This is a genomic window from Chryseobacterium sp. KBW03, assembly GCF_003852415.1.
GTDB lineage: Bacteria > Bacteroidota > Bacteroidia > Flavobacteriales > Weeksellaceae > Chryseobacterium > Chryseobacterium viscerum.
In genome coordinates this window covers 424623-444597 of record NZ_QAJO01000001.1, presented here as the reverse complement: position 1 = coordinate 444597, position 19975 = coordinate 424623, and the positions used below count along the sequence as shown (strand labels likewise).

At 34.6% G+C, this 19975-nt stretch carries 20 protein-coding genes and 2 tRNA genes; 17 read left to right on the top strand and 5 right to left on the bottom strand.

Annotation, left to right across the window (positions count from 1 at the left end; all coding sequences use genetic code 11):
* The first annotated feature begins 67 nt into the window (after positions 1-67).
* The 6 genes from DBR39_RS01915 (at position 68) to DBR39_RS01890 (ending at position 7960) form a co-directional block, all read left to right on the top strand.
* Positions 68-3151, top strand: a complete 3084-nt coding sequence (locus DBR39_RS01915; protein WP_124530611.1) for a TonB-dependent receptor — start codon at positions 68-70, stop codon at positions 3149-3151.
* Positions 3152-3306: 155 nt separating this feature from the next.
* Entirely contained in the window at positions 3307-4053 is a 747-nt protein-coding gene (locus DBR39_RS01910) for a glycerophosphodiester phosphodiesterase family protein (protein ID WP_124530610.1), read from the top strand.
* 300 nt (positions 4054-4353) lie between these two features.
* Complete coding sequence (locus DBR39_RS01905; protein WP_124530609.1) at positions 4354-5067, top strand: 3-ketoacyl-ACP reductase; 714 nt, start codon at positions 4354-4356, stop codon at positions 5065-5067.
* A gap of 460 nt (positions 5068-5527) precedes the next feature.
* Positions 5528-6355 (top strand): 50S ribosomal protein L11 methyltransferase, encoded by an 828-nt coding sequence (gene prmA, locus DBR39_RS01900; RefSeq protein WP_124530608.1) that lies wholly within the window; start codon positions 5528-5530, stop codon positions 6353-6355.
* A 24-nt stretch (positions 6356-6379) separates the two neighbouring features.
* Positions 6380-7219 carry an SH3 domain-containing protein gene (locus tag DBR39_RS01895; RefSeq protein ID WP_124530607.1) on the top strand — a complete coding sequence of 280 codons (840 nt, stop codon included), beginning with the start codon at positions 6380-6382 and terminating at the stop codon, positions 7217-7219.
* A gap of 108 nt (positions 7220-7327) precedes the next feature.
* Positions 7328-7960, top strand: a complete 633-nt coding sequence (locus DBR39_RS01890; RefSeq protein WP_124530606.1) for an MgtC/SapB family protein — start codon at positions 7328-7330, stop codon at positions 7958-7960.
* A 378-nt stretch (positions 7961-8338) separates the two neighbouring features.
* Here the strand turns inward: DBR39_RS01890 and DBR39_RS01885 are convergent, their stop codons facing one another.
* The 5 genes from DBR39_RS01885 to DBR39_RS01865 all read right to left on the bottom strand — a co-directional run bounded on the left by DBR39_RS01885 (position 8339) and on the right by DBR39_RS01865 (position 11265).
* Positions 8339-8893: a cysteine hydrolase family protein gene (locus DBR39_RS01885; RefSeq protein ID WP_124530605.1), complete on the bottom strand. Its 555-nt coding sequence runs from the start codon at positions 8891-8893 to the stop codon at positions 8339-8341.
* A 5-nt stretch (positions 8894-8898) separates the two neighbouring features.
* Complete coding sequence (locus DBR39_RS01880; RefSeq protein ID WP_124530604.1) at positions 8899-10179, bottom strand: MFS transporter; 1281 nt, start codon at positions 10177-10179, stop codon at positions 8899-8901.
* A gap of 60 nt (positions 10180-10239) precedes the next feature.
* Positions 10240-10839, bottom strand: coding sequence for a TetR/AcrR family transcriptional regulator (locus DBR39_RS01875; RefSeq protein WP_185147113.1), 600 nt, complete (start codon positions 10837-10839; stop codon positions 10240-10242).
* A gap of 245 nt (positions 10840-11084) precedes the next feature.
* A tRNA-Arg gene (locus DBR39_RS01870) sits at positions 11085-11158 on the bottom strand.
* A gap of 32 nt (positions 11159-11190) precedes the next feature.
* Positions 11191-11265: transfer RNA gene (locus DBR39_RS01865), tRNA-Pro, on the bottom strand.
* Between the two features lie 259 nt (positions 11266-11524).
* On the opposite strand from DBR39_RS01865, the gene DBR39_RS01860 reads away from it, so the two are divergent.
* From DBR39_RS01860 to DBR39_RS01810, 11 genes are all read left to right on the top strand, one after another.
* A complete protein-coding gene (locus tag DBR39_RS01860; RefSeq protein ID WP_124530602.1) occupies positions 11525-11824 on the top strand; it encodes a hypothetical protein in 300 nt (99 codons plus the stop codon).
* Positions 11825-11842: 18 nt separating this feature from the next.
* Positions 11843-12415, top strand: a complete 573-nt coding sequence (locus DBR39_RS01855; protein ID WP_124530601.1) for a hypothetical protein — start codon at positions 11843-11845, stop codon at positions 12413-12415.
* On the top strand, positions 12416-12913 hold the full coding sequence (locus DBR39_RS01850) for a hypothetical protein (RefSeq protein ID WP_124530600.1): 498 nt from the start codon (positions 12416-12418) through the stop codon (positions 12911-12913).
* A 9-nt stretch (positions 12914-12922) separates the two neighbouring features.
* On the top strand, positions 12923-13258 hold the full coding sequence (locus tag DBR39_RS01845; protein WP_124530599.1) for a hypothetical protein: 336 nt from the start codon (positions 12923-12925) through the stop codon (positions 13256-13258).
* A 48-nt stretch (positions 13259-13306) separates the two neighbouring features.
* The gene (locus DBR39_RS01840; protein WP_124530598.1) at positions 13307-13945 is read left to right on the top strand and encodes a hypothetical protein; all 639 of its coding nucleotides are present in this window, start codon (positions 13307-13309) and stop codon (positions 13943-13945) included.
* 195 nt (positions 13946-14140) lie between these two features.
* Positions 14141-14464, top strand: coding sequence for a hypothetical protein (locus DBR39_RS01835; RefSeq protein WP_124530597.1), 324 nt, complete (start codon positions 14141-14143; stop codon positions 14462-14464).
* Between the two features lie 186 nt (positions 14465-14650).
* Positions 14651-15556, top strand: a complete 906-nt coding sequence (locus tag DBR39_RS01830; RefSeq protein ID WP_124530596.1) for an RHS repeat-associated core domain-containing protein — start codon at positions 14651-14653, stop codon at positions 15554-15556.
* 19 nt (positions 15557-15575) lie between these two features.
* On the top strand, positions 15576-16256 hold the full coding sequence (locus tag DBR39_RS01825) for a hypothetical protein (RefSeq protein ID WP_124530595.1): 681 nt from the start codon (positions 15576-15578) through the stop codon (positions 16254-16256).
* A 185-nt stretch (positions 16257-16441) separates the two neighbouring features.
* Positions 16442-18118 carry an RHS repeat-associated core domain-containing protein gene (locus tag DBR39_RS01820; protein WP_124530594.1) on the top strand — a complete coding sequence of 559 codons (1677 nt, stop codon included), beginning with the start codon at positions 16442-16444 and terminating at the stop codon, positions 18116-18118.
* Positions 18060-19241 (top strand): toxin-antitoxin system YwqK family antitoxin, encoded by a 1182-nt coding sequence (locus tag DBR39_RS01815; protein ID WP_124530593.1) that lies wholly within the window; start codon positions 18060-18062, stop codon positions 19239-19241. The genes DBR39_RS01820 and DBR39_RS01815 overlap by 59 nt, the downstream gene beginning before the upstream one ends.
* 159 nt (positions 19242-19400) lie before the next feature.
* On the top strand, positions 19401-19922 hold the full coding sequence (locus DBR39_RS01810; RefSeq protein WP_124530592.1) for a thermonuclease family protein: 522 nt from the start codon (positions 19401-19403) through the stop codon (positions 19920-19922).
* Positions 19923-19975 lie beyond the last annotated feature (53 nt).

Below are 19975 nucleotides of genomic sequence, written 5' to 3'. Positions count from 1 at the left end.
CAACGTGAAAATCAAAGAGGTTTCCTGGTTATTATCAAAAAATTAATAATATACATCTTCGGAAGAAATGAAAAAAGTAAAGATTGTACTGGGATTATTGTTTTTAGGGCTTGGGACTATGGCTTATGCACAGACCACACAGGCTTCTATTGTAGGGAAAGTAACCGGACCGGGAAGTACGGCTCAGGAAAAAGTGAAAGTAACGATCGTGAATGAGTCTACAGGATTCAAAACGGAAACGGAAACGAACTCAAAAGGGGAGTATATCTTTAAAGAAATCCCTCTTGGAGGACCTTACACAGTTATTGTAAACGATGATAAAAGAGAAGGCTACAATGTCAACTTCGGAGATCAGGTGACTGTCAATATGGATCTGGGAGCTGAAAAGCATATCGAAGAAGTAAAGATTACCGGAAATCTTAAAAACAAGATCGGAAACCTTGGAGCTGCTACAGCAATTTCTGCTAAGAATATCAGTATGCTTCCGGTGAACGGACGAAACTTTGCGAATCTTGCCGAACTATCACCATTAAGTGGGAAAGGAGGAAACCTTTCCGGGCAGTTAGGATCTTCTACCAATTTTACCATTGACGGGATGACCGCCAAAAACCCTACTTCTGCAGGTGCTACTACCAGCCGAAGTGGTGCCCCTTTTTCTATTTCCATTGAAGCTGTACGTGAATTCAAAATCACCACCAACCAATATGATGTGACATTGGGGAGAAGTGGTGGTGGAACCGTAAGTGCTGTTACCAAATCCGGAACCAATAAATTTTCCGGAAGTGCCTGGGAATATTTAAGAACCAACTGGCTTTCCAGCCCGTATGATATCAGAGGAAATAAAAGAGATAATGATTTCTCTACCTCTCAGTTCGGGTTTTCATTGGGAGGACCGATCATTAAAAATAAATTACATTTCTTCGTAGCATGGGATCATCAGCTGGATTCAAGACCGTTGGCTATTGCTGATATCAAATCTCCGGATGATGAGAAGAGATTCAGTACCACCACACAAACCCTTAATCAGTTTCTGGATATTGCAAGATCAAAATATGGGGTAGGGAACACCCCGCAATTCGGAACGTTTGATAAAGTAAGAAACTCGGATGCTGCATTCTTACGTTTAGACTGGCAGATCAATGAAAAAAACTTATTAACGTTAAGAAATAACTTCACGTACGACCTAAATAAAAACGGTCTTGGTGATAATACAAACATCAATTTCTTTGAATCTTACGGGAACGATAAAAACCTTGACAACAGTTTATTGTTAACCTTAAGAACCAACCTGCAGCCTAATTTAACCAATGAATTAAAGGCTCAGTATCTTTATACTTTCCAGGACAGTTACCAGAACAATCAATTAGGTAAACCTGTACCGAGAGCTATTGTTGAAGGAGTTTCTTCAAGTGCGGGATCTACCAATATCCAGTTCGGAGGACACCGTTTCGGGCAGGAAAGCTTTAGAAATAATGTGATCCAGATTGTAGATAACTTATACTACAATACCGATAAGGTAAAATATACTTTCGGAGCTGACTTGATGTATACAACAGCAAAATCTGTGTACGGAAGTGAAGTAAACGGAAGATTCCATTTCCAGGGAATGAGTAATTTTGATGCAATGACCCCTTACAGATTCTACAGAGAAGTTCCACTAATGGAAGATCCGTCTGTAAGATCAAATATCTGGAATATTGGAGTATATGGACAATTCCAGACGAAAATAGCAAAAGGGCTTGATTTAATGGCTGGTTTAAGATTAGACTACGGAGGGTATCCAAAAGCAGAACTCAACCAGAAGCTGTTTGATGAAATGGGAATCAGAACCGATAACAAAATCAAATCATTTGTAATCCAGCCAAGATTTCAGTTTGACTGGAACATCAATGAAGGAAATAAAGACTTCCTTAGGTTCGGGGCCGGGATATTCTCTTCCGATATCAACAATTATATGATCATCAACAACCTTGTATTCGATGGTAAACACCTTGCTACTGTGGATGTAACGGGTAAAGATGTTCCGTTCCCGGATTTCAACAGTTACAGAAATGATTATAACTCTGCTCCATCTCTTTCCCAGTATCAGATTCCAACCATCAACTATACCGGTAAGGATGCAAAAATTCCAATCGTTTATAAAGCCAATATCTCTTATACTCATTTCTTCAATGAAAGATTCAGAGCAGGAATTGCAGGATATATGGCTTTAGGTAGAAATAATTACTTTTACTATGATAGAAACATGGTTGCAAACCCTTTCTTCACATTGGCTAATGAAGGAGGTAGGGGAGTGTTTATCCCTACAAGTGCTATTACCAATAATGCCAATAACAGTGTAAGTTTTGATTGGAAACAGGGAAGAATCAATAAAAATTTTGGAAGAGTATTGGAGCTGGTGAGTGATGGTAAAGTAAACCAGTTCTCATTTGTAATAGATACAAGTTACCGTTACTGGAAAGATGGGGAGATCACAGCAAGTTATACATGGTCTGATATCAAAGACAATACTTCGTACAATGGAAACGTAGCGAACTCAGCGACATTATCTACGATGATTCAAAGTGATCCGAGAGATTTAAGAATGACCTATTCTGACAACCAGTTCCGTAATAAAGTAGTGATCTATGGTAACTCTCCTACCATTGCAGGATTTACATTAGGGATCAGATACTCTGGAATTGGAGGTACCCGTTTCTCTGCGACAACAGGAGGGAACATCAACGGAGACTTTGTAGATTCTAATGATCTTGCCTTTATCTTCCCGAATATCACCAAAGCGATTCTGGATGATCCACAGGTAGGGCAGGCTCTGAAAGATTATATCAACGAATACAATGGCAAAATTGCAGAACGTAACGGAGGTAAAAATGGTTTCTATGGCGTTTGGGATGTACGTGTAGCGAAGAAAATTAAATTTGATAAAGTTGGAGCTTTTGAACTTTCTGTAGATATCTTCAATGTAGCCAACCTACTTAATAAAGAATGGGGAGTAAACAAATCATACGGAAATACATCTTTGTATAAAGTGACCAAGTTTAACAAGGACACCATGCAGTATGAATACACCAAAAATGTAAGTGGAGGTGGTTTGGTTCCTCTTTCAGGAAATCCATACCAGATCCAGATTGGTGCGAAGTATAGCTTCTAACACTTACTTTTAAACCATTGGGGCATAAAAGATTTTAGGTTAAAACCTAGGTTGAAGTTTACATTATTCTTTTATGTCTCTGTGGTTTCAACATTTTAATAACTACCTTTATCAGAAAGTTTCAGGACTTTGTTTTTTAATATCTAAATTATATTATGAAAAATTTTATCTTAGGGTTAGCAGTTTTAAGTACAGTTATGATGAAAGCACAAACCCAGATCATTGCCCATAGAGGATATTTCCAGGCTCAGCCTCCTACAACGGAGAACTCACTTCAATCATTGGAAAATGCGCAGAAATTGAAAGTATATGGGTCTGAATTTGATGTAAGAATGACAAAAGATGGTGTATTGGTGATCAATCACGATGAGCATCACGGTAAAATGGAAATTTCAGAAGCTACTTTTAAAGAATTGGAAGCACTAAAATTATCTAATGGAGAAAAATTTCCGACGTTAAAAGATTATTTAAAACAAGGAAAAAAAGATAAAGCTCTGAAGCTTATCGTTGAAATCAAACCTGCCAAGACTCCGGAAATTGAAAATGAGATCACTCAAAAAACGATTAAAATGATCAAAGATATGAAGCTGGAATCTCAGAGTGAGTTTATTTCTTTCAGTCTTAATATCTGTAAAGAGATCAAAAAGCTGGCACCTGCCTTTAAAGTTCAGTATCTGAACGGTGAACTGTCTCCTGAGCAGATCAAAAAAGAAGGATTGGATGGTATGGATTATCACTACAGTGTTTTCCAGAAAAATCCTACCTGGATTGCTGAAGCAAAAACATTAGGGTTAATTACTAATGCATGGACAGTAAACGACGTTGCCGTATACGATGAATTGAAAAAACAGGGAATTGGGTTCGTAACCACCAATATTCCTGATCAGTTAAAGAATAAATAATTATTGAAACCCTTCACGAATAGTACAACTGAAGGACGAAATATTCCCATCCTCTGGAGAGGTGGCAAAAATTCAAAGAATTTTTGACGGGGTGGTCTACAACGCTTCCCAATAATAAACAATTTATACAGTCTGCCTTTTGATAAGGGGCAGTCTGTTTCTTTTTAGGCACAAAGCCCTTATTATTTACAGTGTGTAGAAAAGTAGAAGCCCAACCATTAAAAAACTATTAAATCCATTGTTTCACTGTTTCGTAAAAATGTTCTTTCGTAACTTTGTATAAAGAAAAGTATTATTACTATGAATATAAACGGAAAAAATGCCATCGTAACAGGTGGTGGAAGAGGACTGGGGAAAGCTGTAGCATTAGTTCTAGCCAATGAAGGAGTAAACGTTGCCATTACAGGAAGAAACGAGGAAAATCTTAAAATGACGGTTGAAGAAATCAAAAAACTGGGTGTAAACTCAGCCTATGCCGTTTTTTCTGTAGACAATGAAATTCAGGTAAAAGCTGGAATAGAATCTTTAGCAGAACAATTGGGAGGTATTGATATTCTGATCAATAATGCAGGGATCGGAGACTTTGGAAGTATCGAAGATATGCCTTCTGAAACCTGGGAGCAGGTCATTAAAACCAATCTGTTCGGAGTATATTATGCTTCTAAAGCAGCGCATCCATTTATGAAAGCTAAAGGTGAAGGTGACATTGTGAACGTAGCTTCTACAGCTGGTTTGAAAGGTGGACCCAATATGTCAGCATACGCAGCTTCAAAAGCAGCCGTAGTATCTTTATCACAATCCATGATGGCAGAATGGAGAAAACAAAATATCCGTGTGATTACTCTGACTCCAAGTACCATTGCTTCCGATATGAGTATCCAGGGAGGACTTACAGACGGAAATCCGGATAAAGTATTACAGCCGGAAGACTTTGCAGAATGGGTAAGAGATATTCTGAAAATGAACAGAAGAGCATTAATTGCAAACGGTTCTATTTTCTCTACAAATCCATAAAAGGGGCAAAAATTTAAAGTTTAAGGTAACTGTTAATTTACTTTGAATAATAAAATTCAATAGGAGCGGGCTTTAACCCGCTTTCTTTTTGTCCGATCTCTATGGCTTTAGCCAAAACCTATAATCTTTCGCATTTCAAAAAATCAACATAAAAAAAATAATCTGGGAATTTATTTCCAAGTCGTTTATGATAGGCTTGGGCTAAAGCCAATGGCATTGTATTGATTTTGAAGACGGGCTAAAGCCCGTCCCTATTGAATATATTGCATGCCATCATCTGTGTCATCTGTGTCATCCGTGGGAAAAAAAATCCACAAATAAACCTTCCCATCGCATTCATTCAATACAATTGGCTTTCATCCATTCAAAAAAAACATAAAAATCCCCGGTTTCAGCCAAAAATACCTCCATCATTTTTTTAACAATAATAACATTAGTATTTTTGCATCAAATTACTCACATGCAAAATTATTTAGAATTCAATTTCAAAATTTCTCCATTGCAACCTTGGAACGAGATATTAATGGCAGAGCTTATAGAAATAGGTTTTGACAGCTTTACAGAAGAAATTGACGGAATTTTAGGATATGTTCAGGCAGAATTGTTTCATGAAGATCAGTTGAAAGCACTTCCGATCTTTGAAAACGAAAATGTAAAAATCGAATATTCTTTCGAAGAAATGCCGAATATCAACTGGAATGAAGAATGGGAAAAGAACTTCTCTCCAATCAATATTGATGATAAAGTATTGATCAGAGCAGAGTTCCACGAATCTGTACCGGGAATGCATGAAATTATTATTCAGCCTAAAATGTCTTTCGGAACAGGGCATCACCCTACCACCCATCTGATGATCCAGCAAATGATGGATATTGACATCAATGGTAAAAAAGTATTGGACATGGGATGCGGAACTTCTGTGTTGGCCATTTATGCAAAACAGCAGGGAGCGGGAGATACAAAAGCCATCGATATTGATGAATGGTCAGTAGAAAACTCCAAAGAAAATGCAGTAAGAAACAATGTAGAATTGGATATTGAACTGGGAACTGCAGAAAACCTGGGAAAAGAAAATTTTGATATTATTTTAGCCAATATCAACAGAAATATTCTGATTTCAGATATCCCGACCTATGTTTCAGTATTGAATAAGGGAGGAAAACTATTGCTTTCCGGACTGTGTTTCTTTGATGTGGCTGATATTCTTGAAGTATGTAAAGAAAGCGGACTTGAACTGAAAAAGCAATTACAGCGCGAAGAATGGGTAAGTCTTCTGCTTGAAAAATAACACACACAAAAACAAAATACGAATATGAAAACTTTATGGACCGCTTTATTTATACTGATGCTGCAGTTTTTTACAGCTCAAGAAAATGAAGTATATGCAGATGGAATCTTTGGTTTTGAAGAGAATAAGGCTCAGAAGATTTTTACAGACTGGACCCGAGTGAGATTAGATCCCGGAGTGGATACTAAGATTATAGACTCATTACAGACCAATCAGCAGGTGGTGATTCTTAAAAAAGAAGATACCGTCCTGAAGTTGGGCGAAAGAACCGCCAATTGGTATAAAATTTCTTATCAGAAAGGAGAAAATACATTGGAAGGATATGTCTGGGGTGGTAACCTTTGTGTAGGATACCGTAATAAAAATGGGTATGATTTCCTTTTTGGACTTTCCAAAACAATTGACAGAAAGAATAAAGAATATAACGAGATCGAAAAGAAGAATATTGCCGGAATAAAAGTAATGGAAGGAAATACACTCATTGATGAGGTGTATTTTGATACAGGAAAAGGGGAGGAGTTAAGTTCTGCATCTTTCAATATAGAAAGCAGTCACAAACTGCAGAATGTTGAATGTACCCTGAAAGCATTGGTTTCCGGTGAAGCATGTGGAATCGCAAGCTATGATCAGTATGTTCTGTTTAAAGATAAAAAACTGATTGCGCTTCCACAATTAATGAACGTAGGGGATGCCGGTGCTTTTTATCACAGTGAAGAATTTATTTTTCCTAATGATAAAGGAGGAATCTCCAACGCATTTATCCTTAAAGTAGAAGATATGGAAGTGGATGAAAAGGATCGGGAGAAGAAAAAACACTCTTCCAAAACGTATCTTTGGAACGGAAATTCTTACAAACTGAAATAATAAGTATTCTGAATATAAAAAACCGCTGTATCTACAGCGGTTTTTTTGTGTAAAGATCTTTTACAATTGAAAAAAATCAAATAAATTTAGAGAATAAAAATTACACAAATGGATTTACTTGATGATCTTCTCCCCATCTTATTTTCGGTTTTCGTAGGAGGTATCATAGGAATTGAACGGGAATACCAGCTGAAATCTGCAGGGCTGAGGACGATGATTCTGGTGACATTGGGATCGTGTTTATTTACTATGCTTTCCATGAGTTTGGGAGGTCCGGGAAGTCCGGATCGTATAGCGGCCAATATTATTACAGGAATAGGTTTTGTAGGAGCAGGAGTGATCTTTAAAGAAGAAAACAGAGTGTCCGGCCTTACAACAGCCGTTACAATATGGATTTGTGCTTCCCTGGGAATGACAATAGGCGCGGGATATTATGAGGAGGCTACTGTGGGCTCCATCGTGGTATTTTTACTGCTTATCATGTTCAAATATGTTCAGAATATCATCGAAAAGATAAGCATTCGCTATACGTATCAAATGACGCTTCCTTACCAGGATGGGATAGCAGAAAAATATGAGCAGATTTTCAGAGAACACCATCTGAAATCAGTCAGAGGAAAACAAGTGAGAATTGGAGATCAATATACCATTAACTGGCGTGTACAGGGAGCTGCGAAAAAACATGAAATATGTACAAGGGTTCTGCTTAACGATCCATCTATTGAAGAATTCCGATTTTAATTACCTATTAAAATAATCTCATCTATATCCATAAACATCATTGGAAATCTTTGCCATCTGCCGGAAAAAACAAAAAATAGGACTGGAACAAACCAATCCTACCCAAACATGATTAAGTGTATAATTGAGCCATAAATGGCTACAAGGAATTAAGTTGCACAAAAAGATTTTTATTGATCCTTAATCAATGCCTCTTTTGATACTAATTAAAAAACTAACTATGTAACCTTTCGTTAGGTTTACCATGTAAAATTAGGATGTATTACTTCCTCTTGGAGTAAAAGTTAAACTGATGCAGTAAAATAAGTAAGTGAAACGGTATTTTCATCCTATGAAACGGATGGATTAGAATCTGCCGGCTATTTTATTATTCTCCGTTTATTTTAACCAATCAGTTGCCATGATAACATCGGCCTGTCTTGGGAAAACTTTATTCATTAGCACATTATGTACCTCTTCATCCCCGTCTTTACAACAGTCTTCAATCACAGTGAGTCTGTAATCTTTATCCGAAGCTTCTCTTAAGGTCGATAAAACAACTCCGCTGGTGGATACTCCGGTCAGTACCAGATGCTGAACATCCAACCCCCGTAAGACAACCTCAAGATCACTTCCGGTAAAAGCGCTGAACCTTTTTTTGGTAATGATGATATCTTTTTCTTCGGGACTAAGGTCAGGATGGATAGTTACCCATTCTTTCATGTTGACATCTCCCATATGCTGCTTAAGACCTGAGAATACTTTATTATTGGCACTTATTTCAGGCATTCCCTGTCTGAACCCTACTGTAATATAAATAACCGGAATTTGGCGGTTTCTTGCGGTTTTGATAACCTCTTTGACATGAGATACCAATTCTTGTGTATCAGATAAGCCACTGAGTATTGATGACTGCATATCCATCACCAATAATGCTGTTTTTTTGTTTTCCATTTTAATTATACTTTATTAATGAATTGTTCTTCTGATTCTTCTAAAAGTTGGTTGTTGACAGTTTTGGTCTTATTCTTTTTGAATAATAAACGTCTGAAGACAACGGCAATTAAAATACCTGCAATTCCTTCTATCAACAAGGTTTTTGGCGCTCCTATTTTCTCCGAAACAAATCCGATAAGTACACTCCCCAGAGGCAGCATCCCGAATATGGCAGTCAGCAAAATACTGATTGCTCTTGATCGCATTTCGGGAATCACTTCAGACTGCACAATAATGTTACAGGTGGTAAACTGTGCAACACCTCCCAGTCCTGTTAGCGCCGCAAAAAACATAGACCAGTAGAAATTGGTGGCGTACGAAAAACAGATCAATCCAATACTCAAAATAGTTGTACTCAGGATAAGAATGTTCCTCATAGAGGCTCCTTTCTTCATCGAAGCCAGAAATACTGTGCCGAGAACAGCTCCAATCCCAATGAAACTAGATATATAACCGAATGTTTTAGCATCACCTTTAAAAATTTCTTTGGCATAAACAGGAATTAAAGTATCATATGGCAAGATCAATAAACCTGTAATACTCAGCATAATGATGACCAGGCTGATTGACGGTTCTTTTTTGAGATATTTAAAACCTTCAGCTAATTCTGTAAAAGTTCCCTTTTTCGTTAATTTTTTAGGAATAATCTTTATTTTCATCAAAGAAATGGAAACCATTACAGCCGCAAAACTACCTGCATTAATCAGAAAACATGTTCCCGCTCCGAATTTTTGTAAAATGATTCCGGAAAGGGCAGGGCCTGCTAATTTGGCGATGCTTGCCATGGCTGCACTCAGTGAAAGAGCACTTGGAAGATCTTCATCATCAGTTACCACTTCATTGATCATCGCTTGCCGTGCCGGAATATCATATGCATTGATAATTCCGAGAAAGACACTCAGCACAATGAAACTCCATATGTTTTGATGTCCGGTCATTACCAGGAAAGCCAGCACAGATGCCTGAATTAATGATAAAATTTGAGTGATCTGTATAATTTTATAGCGGTTGTACCGATCTGCTGCAACTCCTCCGAAGGCAGAAAATAAAAAGGAAGGGAACTGTTCCGCAAAAATGGTCAACCCCAGCATAAACGCAGACTCGGTCATACTGTATACGACCCATACTACGGCTGTACGCTGCATCCATGTCCCAAATTGGGAGACAGAACGCCCGAAAAAATATAACGTATAATTTGTACTCCTAAAAGCCCGGAATGTACTGATGTTAGTTATTTTGTTCATATTTTAAAATAAACTATTTGACAAATAATGTAAAAGTGTCAAAATTGAGATAAAAAAATTTTAACCGATATGTTTAATAACCATAGAGGTCAGTGTATTCACTGTATTGTTCAAATTTTCAAAATTGTTTTTTAAGCCCATTTCGCGCCTTATTCCCCGGATACTGCTCTGTAGGATGAAGACAATGGTTTCCTGTTCTTCAATGGTGATTTTTGGAATTTCACCATTGTTCATGCTTGTTGAAAATAAAGTAAGCAGCAGATTCCTTTCAGCTTCCATCATTCGGTTGTGGGCGTCGGTAATATGCTTTGATTTTTCCTCATTGTCCATCCCTGCTTCTATAGCCCTGAAAAACGAAGATCTTTCTTCTGAGGTCTTTACTTTAGCAAGACAAAACTCGTGGATTTTTCCTTCAAAAGTCTTTATTTTCTTCATATTGGCATCAATCTCAGAAATAACTTCTTTGATCAAATTCTCCAGAACTGCCTGAAAAACCTCCTCACGATTTTTATAGTAATAGTAAATAGACGTTCTGCTTTTGCCAACAGCCCTCGAAATGTCATCCATTGTTACTTTCTTCAATCCATACTTCAGATAGAGTCCGGAAGCGGTCTCCAGGATTTGTTGTGAAAGCTGATCTTGTTCTGTATGAGATGACATTGTCTGAAAATTGTCTGAAATATGAGTGCAAAAATAATACATTTTCGACAAATAAACAAATTGTGTCAAATTGTATAAGTGAGCAATTTTATTAGAAATAGTTTTGGTCTTGATTTTATCATTGATGAAGCTTTGTAGTCAGGCTTCCACTCAAAAAGATTCAATGTCGTTAGTTCCGACTTTTCAGCCTTTATGTGATTTTGGATAAAAACAAAAAAGACTCACAAAAATTGTGAGTCTTTAAGTGAGCGCGAAAGGATTCGAACCTTTGACCGTCTGCTTAGAAGGCAGATGCTCTATCCAGCTGAGCTACGCACCCATTAAGTAGTTTTGAGAAAACTACTAAAACAGTCGGGGCGGCAGGATTCGAACCTGCGACCTCCTGGTCCCAAACCAGGCGCGATGACCGGACTACGCTACGCCCCGAGGGTGTCATCAGTAACGATATTTACTTCGTTTTTGCGGTTGCAAAGGTACAATACTTTTTCAAATAAAAAAATAAAATGAAGAATAATTTTTAATTAATTTTTCATGAATACTTTTTCATTACCTTTACCTGATTAATAACCATTGACTTAACTTGTTTTAAAAATGATGAAAAATTTTTCATTTTTTTTCACCTTTTTTCCCTTTTTGAAATTTGAAACTGTTTGTTCATGGTGTTTTGTTTTTAAAATAATAGACCATGAAAAAAGAGGATTTTTATAAAATATACCTTCCCGAACTGGAAAAAGCGTTTCAGAATGATACCATTAATTTCGGTTTTTATGTAAAATCTCCAGAGGATTATCTGGATGATGAACTGGCAGATAAAATTGAGCGGTATTTGGAAGAACATAAAGATGAATTTCCGGAAAAAGTCGCCTATTATTTTGATGCGAAATCCCACAATTTTCCTTCTGTTCAGGGTCTTTCAATTGATTGTTATAAAGCTGACCTGATGGCTGAAATATCAAAGATCAAAAAAGAGTTCTCAATTAACTAAAAAAAGATCATTATTACAATGAAATATAAAAATATAAATGTGAAATCCGGATATTATTTTTCCCTGTTGAGCTGTCTTTTAATCCTATTATCATCCTGTTGTAAAAATCAGGAATTCGTTAACCATAATATTGTCAACGTATCACTTAGTTTGCCTAAATCATTTGCCGTTAAGAAAGAACATGCCGAAGATTCACGGGTATATAGCATCAATACTGGAAATAAACGTATTGGCTATATTTATTATGGTGATTATAAACCTTTTGAGGAAGATAATTATATGGTTACAGTGGAACCTGAAATTTTTGAAAAGTTTAAGAATAACAGAGAAATTAAAGCCTATTTATCTGATAATTCTGATAGAGATTACAAAAATGGAATTTATAATGTTAATTATTATTACTACGATACCATGAATCGGCACAGGGCTCAGATTATGCTGCCTAAAAAAATGGATAAAGGATCTATCGGAATTCATTTTGACAGTGTAGATATTTACAAAAATAAGATGGCTATTATTGTTAGCGACATCAGCGAAGAGAATAAAGACGTATTTTTAAAAGTCTTTAAAACCATTAAAATCAATCCGTAAATGAAATTAAGGTTATCATTTCTAAGCTCTATTATCACTCTTTTCACAGTGTTTTGCTTTCTTGTTTCCTGCAATAAGGAATACTCAAGTTCCTACGGATACGATCGTATTAAAGTTTATGAATATAATAAAAAGCCTTGGGACTCTGATGCTTCAAAAAATAAATTATACCTAAGTGAAATATCTGATCAAGACCGTATTCTCTATCCGAAAATAGAAAAATTGAATTTTACTCTTATAGATTCTTTAAAACCCAGCCTGAAAATTGATTCGATACTGTTTAAAGGCAGATATGATGTGTATTTTCCAAGACCAAACTGTCCGGCAGGGAATAATCATATCTTACTATTTTACAAAGAAGATATTTTAAAGTATGTCGCTAAGTTTAGTGATTATTGTGATGAGTGTTTTTTAATCAACCATGGTACAGGCCAAAGACATTATATGAAACTTGGGTATAATGACTTTATGAAACAAGTGAAAACTATTATGCATTAATATTAAACAATGAAAGATATATTTGAGTTTAAAATTGTAATTCATGAAAATCTGTCGGAGAATCTAGCAGACTGTTTCATTGCTTTTATTGAAGATCGGTCTGTGTATTGGGGAGGCGGTTCTTCTGACAATCAGATCAATGGAGGATTATATGCTGATGAAAGTGTAATAATTAATATCAATGATTTTGTGAAAGAATTTGTTGCATTTTTTTTACATCTGGAAATTACGATCCATAAAATTGAGATTAATATGGAAGACTTTTATTTTTATCGTTTTGATCATGATGCTTTTGTTGAAAATTATTCTTCCCTACCCATAAATATTGGCTGTTGGGAGTTATAATTATTCCAGCGAAAACGGAAATTGCCTCCAAAAAAGTATTAATGTTTTATGAAGAAATATAGAGATATCCATCATTATTACCTTTTAAACTTTTTTAAACACAGTGAATTGAACTACGATAGCTTCTGGTTGTTTTATCATCATGAAGACGAAGTTCAAATGGGTGATCTTTTCCCTGACCAAAAGGTTTATTCTTTTTTATGGGAATATGCAGATATGGATATTTTAATAAAAATAGATGAATGGAAAAGAGCTTTCAGAAGAAATAATATTGAAATCTCAAAAGAATCTAAGCTGCATACTCAGAACTACTTATCAGCTGATAGAAAGGTATATCTGGATTGTCTGGAAACTGACCTTACAGTTGCTGATAAAAAATTTAAAGATCTTACAGCATATGATATCGGACAACGCTTTGTTCAAATTGTGACGGATGAAAATATATCTTTTTCTAATATTGATTTAAGCTTTCTCAAATTAGCGGACAGGATTGATAAATTCAAAGCATTTATCAGGATTTTAGATAAAGAAGGTATTCAGGCATTAATTTTAAATGGCTACCATCATGGTGGAGAATTGCTTAAAGTCTGTATTATGAAGAGTGACGAAACCTGCTTAAAAACAGCCGAAGCTTTGCCCTTAAATATTTTTGAAAATACTTATGTAGCTATGCTGTTTAACTGGTAAAATTAAAATGATAGCTGGCGTAAAAATTAGTCTCTGATGATGGGTGTTTTATCTGACAGATACAATGTTTGAAGTGTTTTTGTTTTTATATAACTACTATCCTAAATCCCTATATTTGGACTTTACCAACAAAAGATTTTTTATTTGACAAAGCGCCAGGGAGTACTGTAGGACATTAATATAATATAATACAATATGGAAAACTCAAAAAAGTATGATGTAAATGAATTGTTTGATTTAGCAGAGGTTTATTTTAATAAATATTGGTATGATTTAGTCATGAATGATATTAAAGAAAAATGCATAGAAGATAATTTACATTTAAAAAGAATATCAGTAAACTTTAACTTTTCTGATAAGGATGAAAATAATATTGTAGAAAAGATAGCGATTGAAGTACCTAACATTAATATCTATTTAGAATTATATTTATCACAACAACTAATCGGTTATTTTAGTTATTTTTTAGATTTAGAATTTAATTTTTTGGATGAGTTTATTTATTATAATTTAGAGTAGATTATAATCTTCTACTTTGCAAAATTTGTAACTTTATGGGGTAAGAAACTTCCTGCTCCGCAAATTCTCCCGACTTTAAGATCAAAAAAAGAAAATAACTTAATATTATAAGTGACTTTGCATTTTGTGAGGTTTTGTACTTTAAGAATAGTCTTTATCATTTGTAATGTTATTTATTGCAGTGGTATGAGTATACAGTTTTTCTTAAATTTACCATTCGGGGAAACAATGCTGGAACAGAGAACACGAGTATATGATAACCCATATAAGTTCAATGCCAAAGAACTGGATAGAGAAACAGGACTGTATTATTACGGAGCGAGATACTATAACCCAAGAGCTAGTATCTGGTATGGTGTAGATCCGCTAGCGGAGAAGTATCCAAGTTGGTCGCCGTATGCATATTGTGGAAACAACCCTATTAATTACATTGATCCTGATGGAAATTTTAGATTACCAGCAAATGCAACGAGAGAGGAAAGAGCATTATATACAGCTGCAGTAAAAACTATAAAAGCGGTGTTTCGAGATTCCGAATTTCGAGGAGCGTTTAAGGAGAGATTTGGTGTAGATGATAAAATGATACAGACGATGCTCAGAGATGGAGATGGGCCCACTGTTATAATGAATGAAAGTTTACTTGATTTGGGGTATTTTGATCCAGATGATCCCAATGTTATTAAAATAGATTCTGGCGTAGTAAACACGGTTTCAAAAAATAAAGGAAATAAAAAGTATATTGATAATTTAGCAGAAATAATAATTCATGAAGGTGGTCATTGGGCAGACTATGCAATTGACCATGTTTCCATGGAAGCTGACCCACTTTTTAAGACGAGTTTTAAATCAAAAAGTGGTATTGGAGATGCAGGAGATAATTGGGAAGCTGTTTATTTTGGAACAGATACTCAATTTTCTGATTCTGATCGTGATATAATTAGTGAAAAGTTTGATGGAATTAGGAGGAATAATGCTGCAAAAGATTTTAGGCAACAACGTGAAATCAGGGACTTGAAATCACAAAAAATGCCATCTATTTTAGATAATTATAAAAAACCAAAAGATAATTTGCGAACAAGACCATGTTATTAATCCAAAATCCCTAAGCAATATGAATTTTAAAACTAAAATAGTTATGATTTTATTATCCTCTTTATTACTTACGAATTGTAAGGAGGAAATGAAAAAATGTGTAAGTCAATCTACCGATACTAATGTAAAACTATATAATGATTTAACAGATCAGTTGATACCTTATTTTTTTAGAGAAGACTATTTAGGTGAAAAAAGATATTTTGATAGTTTAAGAGTTCATGATGATGATTTATATATCGAAGAGAAGACAAAAGTGCACAACGAAATTTTTAATCATCCTGAAAAATTTTGCAATTTGTATATGGATTCTACTAAAAGTAAAAATACATATTTCGGGACAGATGATACCGAGGTTTATTCAAGACGCATAATCAGAACGAAGGATTCTTTTAAAGACTTTTCTAATAGTCCAGATATTAAAAATTTAAGCATACGAAGTTCTATAAAAGCAAATCAATTTAATTTGTGTACCGCAAAAGTCCTAGATCTGGCAGAGTATGATAAACATACAAATGAATGTGAGATAGGTGTTGTCTATTTTTCAGAGATTGTATTTGATCCTTCTAAAAGAACAGCATTAGTTTTTGTTGACCATCGTATAAAAAAAGATTATTACGGTAGAAATGCTATATTTAAACTAAGATTGCATGATAATTATTGGGAAATAGAAGATGTTATGTTAGTGTCAACTTCCTAATTTCCGGCTTCTTTCCCGCTGCGCAAAGTCTCCCGACTTTGAGCTGATAAACAAAAAACCTCCCGGCCAATTGGTCGGGAGGCTTTTGTATTATAATGTAGCAATATTTTTAAGTTTAGATGCTTTAATAAAAGCGTCTATTGTGGCAAAAATATGATTTTTAGTATCGTTGTCGAGTTCCTGAATTGCTTTTAATTTTTTCAGCGTATCGTTGTCAATCTGTTCATATTATCCGTCTTGCCAATGACGTAGGAGTAACTCCGAATCCATTGAATACGTATTCTAATAACTATAAGTATATTCCGGAAACCCATAAAGTGAAGTCAATTATTGACGGTAATGCCAGCGGGACACAACAGCTTTTCGCCTATGATGAAAATGGAAATACCATTGAGCATGTTGATGAATATGGTTCTAAGCATATGTTCTGGGATGAGCAGGATCGTTTAAAAGCTTTTTACAGTGATGATTCTGGTGTATATCAATATTATGCATACAACGATAAAGGAGAAAGAACGATAAAGTATAATCTTCATGGAAGTTCTCAGCTGTATCAGAACGGAGAATTGGTAGATCCGGGGAGCTTAAGTCTAACTGACTATACATTGTATCCTAATCCATATGTAACGGTATCCTTAAACGGGCAGTATACCAAACATTATTTTGAAGGATCTACACGTTTTGCAAGCAGAGTTCAGAATGGAAGCAATATTTTCATTCCGTTGAATGTGCTAAGAACGTCCGATCAGAATTCAACATTGAAAGAACCAAACCCGGAAGCCGATTTTAAAATATATCTGGAAAAAGCAGGTATAGGAAATGTCTCTGTCTCAGAATTAAATACATTGAATGGACCTACAAGTCAGGTAGGATTATATTATCTTCATGGTGATCATTTAGGAACGGCTAATTATGTTACCAATGCTGTTGGCCAGACAACACAGTTTTTCTTAAATTTACCATTTGGAGAAACAATGCTGGAGCAGCAAACCGGAGTATATGATAATCCATATAAGTTCAATGCAAAAGAACTGGATAAGGAAACGGGATTATATTATTATGGAGCGAGATACTTTAACCCGAGAGCGAGTATTTGGTATGGGGTAGATCCTTTAGCAGTCTATCATCCAGTAATGGAAAACCAGTTTTACGGTAGTGGAGAACATAATGGAGGAGTATATTTCTGGGGAAATCTAAATCCATATATTTATACTTACCAAAATCCTATAAACTTCATTGATCCAAATGGGAAGCAGGTTGATTTAAGAAAATATAGAGGAGGCTCAGCCCATTTATACGAACAGCAATTAACCTCGACAGGTAAACCTGGTAAATACCAATATACATTTATACAAGGAGATGCTTCAAAACCAACGGTAGCAATTTATAGAGGTCATGGAAATAAAACGGCTTATGGCTATGGTACTATTGAAACTGTAGTATGGGGAACTGTACAGAAAGAAATAGATGTCCCTTTTATTCCGAATACATCGGAATATGCTAATAGTAAAGATACGGATTCAAAATTGGGTGGTGTAGCTAGTGATCTAATTAAAAGTAATCAGAAAATTGGTATATCCGGAAGTTCAAATTTACAAGCTGATGATGTTGTCAAAGAAAGTAATGGAAATACGCATACAGTGGGCGGTTTAGTGAATGATAGAGCTCTTAAAATTAAATCTGATCTAAATGGTAAAGGAGTTGATGAAAATAACTTAATGCTAGGTGTTCCAAATTATGGAGCTGAGGGAACATCGACAAAATTAATAATTCATAATAACCCCAAAATGATTTTGAATAAAAATGAAATTAATAATTATGATAAACCTATTCAAGGATATGATTCTGGAAGTAAAAACTAAAGTATTGATTATTATAAGTATGTCATTTAATTTATTATTTTTTGGACAAAAAATTTCAATTGAAGATATCCAGATGTATAATAATGGAAAGGAAAAATTTGTTTTATATAATAATAAAAAATTTTCTGGTCGATATTTTCAAAACATTGATACTTTAGAAATTTCAACTAATGTTTCAAATGGAATTATTAAAAAAATAGAAGAAAAAGGACTGAATTATAAAGCATTATTTAAAGTTTATAAATCTGGTAAGATGTATAAAAAAATATATAATAATGGGAAGCTAATTTCAGAAGGTCTATTCAATAGTAATTATGATAAAAATGGAAAATGGACATCTTATTATATTAATGGAGCCATTAGAAGTATAGAAAATTATAATATAGGAAAAAAGATAGGTAAATGGAAATATTATGATCCTAACGGAATTGTATTAAAAACAATTTCTTTTAAAAATGAGGTTCCTTTTCCTTCCTCAAAAGAAATTAATGGAAATATCTTATCTATTGGAAATTTAACCTTAGAAAAGCAAAACTGTAAAGAAAATCTGGCAGACACATCTTTTCAAAAACCTGATTATAATTGTGAATTTATTTATTATTATAAGAATTCTAAATATACAGGATATGCAATTTATTCTGATGAAAAAATCTTTTTTATTGAGCAAGGTAAGGCTGTTTTTGTTAAAGTTTTAATTGATAATAAAATTTCCGAGTTTTCCTATGTTAATGATAAACTTGAAAGAAATGGTGATTATTTAGAATTTTTATTAAATGGAGAAATTAAGATTAGAGGAAATTATAAAAACGGATATAAAAGTGGTGATTGGGTTAACTACTATGATTCTGGAAGGATAAAATCAAAAGAAAGATATTATTTTAATAAACCTAAAGATTGGTGGTTTTATTATTCGGAATTAGGAGATAATACTAAAATTGAAATTTATTCTGATGGAAAATTAAAAACTATTGGCAAGCCTGTTTATGAAGCAAAAAATTCCAAATATTTTGATATTAATACTGTTTTTTATGATGCTGTGACAAATAAAGCATTATATCAAAAAAAAGAAAGACATTTTAGAAAAAACGGATATGTATACCCATTAGAATATAAAGAATTATAAATGAGTTAAATCATAAAAGTGGTCCACAAATAAATCAAGTCTGCAAAGTCTCCTAACTTTAAGGTAAAAAGCAAATAACTTAATTCAATATTAAAAAAAACCTCGCAAAATGCGAGGTTTTTTAATTAAACAAGACCCACTAATTCCTATATTTGCCCCATGAAACGATTAATGCTGTTGTACTTACTTTTCCCAGTATTTCTATTCTCACAGACAACCGGAAAAGTGATCAAAATTTCAGACGGAGATACCATTACTTTACTGCTTAAAGGCAATCAACAAAAAAAAATAAGACTGGCTGAAGTAGACTGTCCGGAAAGTGGACAGGCATTTGGGAAAAATGCTAAACAGTTTACTTCTGCTCAGGTATTTGGGAAAACGGTAAGCTTTGTTGAAACCACTACAGACCGTTATGGAAGGTCTATTGCGAAGGTGTATTATGACAATGGAAAATACCTTTCCAAAGAACTTATCAAAGCTGGATTGGGATGGTGGTATTTCTCTTATTCTAAAGACGCTTCTTTGGGGAAGCTTCAGGAAAATGCACAGTATAGAAAAGCCGGTCTTTGGCAGGATGCTAATGCTGTAGCCCCCTGGGAATATAGAAAAATGAAGCGTGAGCTTAGAAAACAAAAATACGAAGCATCCAAAAACGAAACAAAAGTAAAAGGAGCCGCGTAAATACTCGGGTTAGGAAGCTTTAAAATGGGAGTTAATTGACATCAATTCATTGA

Coding starts and splice junctions, on each gene's coding strand:
- DBR39_RS01915 (WP_124530611.1), top strand. CDS start 68: ATGAAAAAAGTAAAGATTGTACTGGGATTATTGTTTTTAGGGCTTGGG.
- DBR39_RS01910 (WP_124530610.1), top strand. CDS start 3,307: ATGAAAAATTTTATCTTAGGGTTAGCAGTTTTAAGTACAGTTATGATG.
- DBR39_RS01905 (WP_124530609.1), top strand. CDS start 4,354: ATGAATATAAACGGAAAAAATGCCATCGTAACAGGTGGTGGAAGAGGA.
- prmA (WP_124530608.1), top strand. CDS start 5,528: ATGCAAAATTATTTAGAATTCAATTTCAAAATTTCTCCATTGCAACCT.
- DBR39_RS01895 (WP_124530607.1), top strand. CDS start 6,380: ATGAAAACTTTATGGACCGCTTTATTTATACTGATGCTGCAGTTTTTT.
- DBR39_RS01890 (WP_124530606.1), top strand. CDS start 7,328: ATGGATTTACTTGATGATCTTCTCCCCATCTTATTTTCGGTTTTCGTA.
- DBR39_RS01885 (WP_124530605.1), bottom strand. CDS start 8,893: ATGGAAAACAAAAAAACAGCATTATTGGTGATGGATATGCAGTCATCA.
- DBR39_RS01880 (WP_124530604.1), bottom strand. CDS start 10,179: ATGAACAAAATAACTAACATCAGTACATTCCGGGCTTTTAGGAGTACA.
- DBR39_RS01875 (WP_185147113.1), bottom strand. CDS start 10,839: ATGTCATCTCATACAGAACAAGATCAGCTTTCACAACAAATCCTGGAG.
- DBR39_RS01860 (WP_124530602.1), top strand. CDS start 11,525: ATGAAAAAAGAGGATTTTTATAAAATATACCTTCCCGAACTGGAAAAA.
- DBR39_RS01855 (WP_124530601.1), top strand. CDS start 11,843: ATGAAATATAAAAATATAAATGTGAAATCCGGATATTATTTTTCCCTG.
- DBR39_RS01850 (WP_124530600.1), top strand. CDS start 12,416: ATGAAATTAAGGTTATCATTTCTAAGCTCTATTATCACTCTTTTCACA.
- DBR39_RS01845 (WP_124530599.1), top strand. CDS start 12,923: ATGAAAGATATATTTGAGTTTAAAATTGTAATTCATGAAAATCTGTCG.
- DBR39_RS01840 (WP_124530598.1), top strand. CDS start 13,307: ATGAAGAAATATAGAGATATCCATCATTATTACCTTTTAAACTTTTTT.
- DBR39_RS01835 (WP_124530597.1), top strand. CDS start 14,141: ATGGAAAACTCAAAAAAGTATGATGTAAATGAATTGTTTGATTTAGCA.
- DBR39_RS01830 (WP_124530596.1), top strand. CDS start 14,651: ATGAGTATACAGTTTTTCTTAAATTTACCATTCGGGGAAACAATGCTG.
- DBR39_RS01825 (WP_124530595.1), top strand. CDS start 15,576: ATGAATTTTAAAACTAAAATAGTTATGATTTTATTATCCTCTTTATTA.
- DBR39_RS01815 (WP_124530593.1), top strand. CDS start 18,060: ATGAAATTAATAATTATGATAAACCTATTCAAGGATATGATTCTGGAA.
- DBR39_RS01810 (WP_124530592.1), top strand. CDS start 19,401: ATGAAACGATTAATGCTGTTGTACTTACTTTTCCCAGTATTTCTATTC.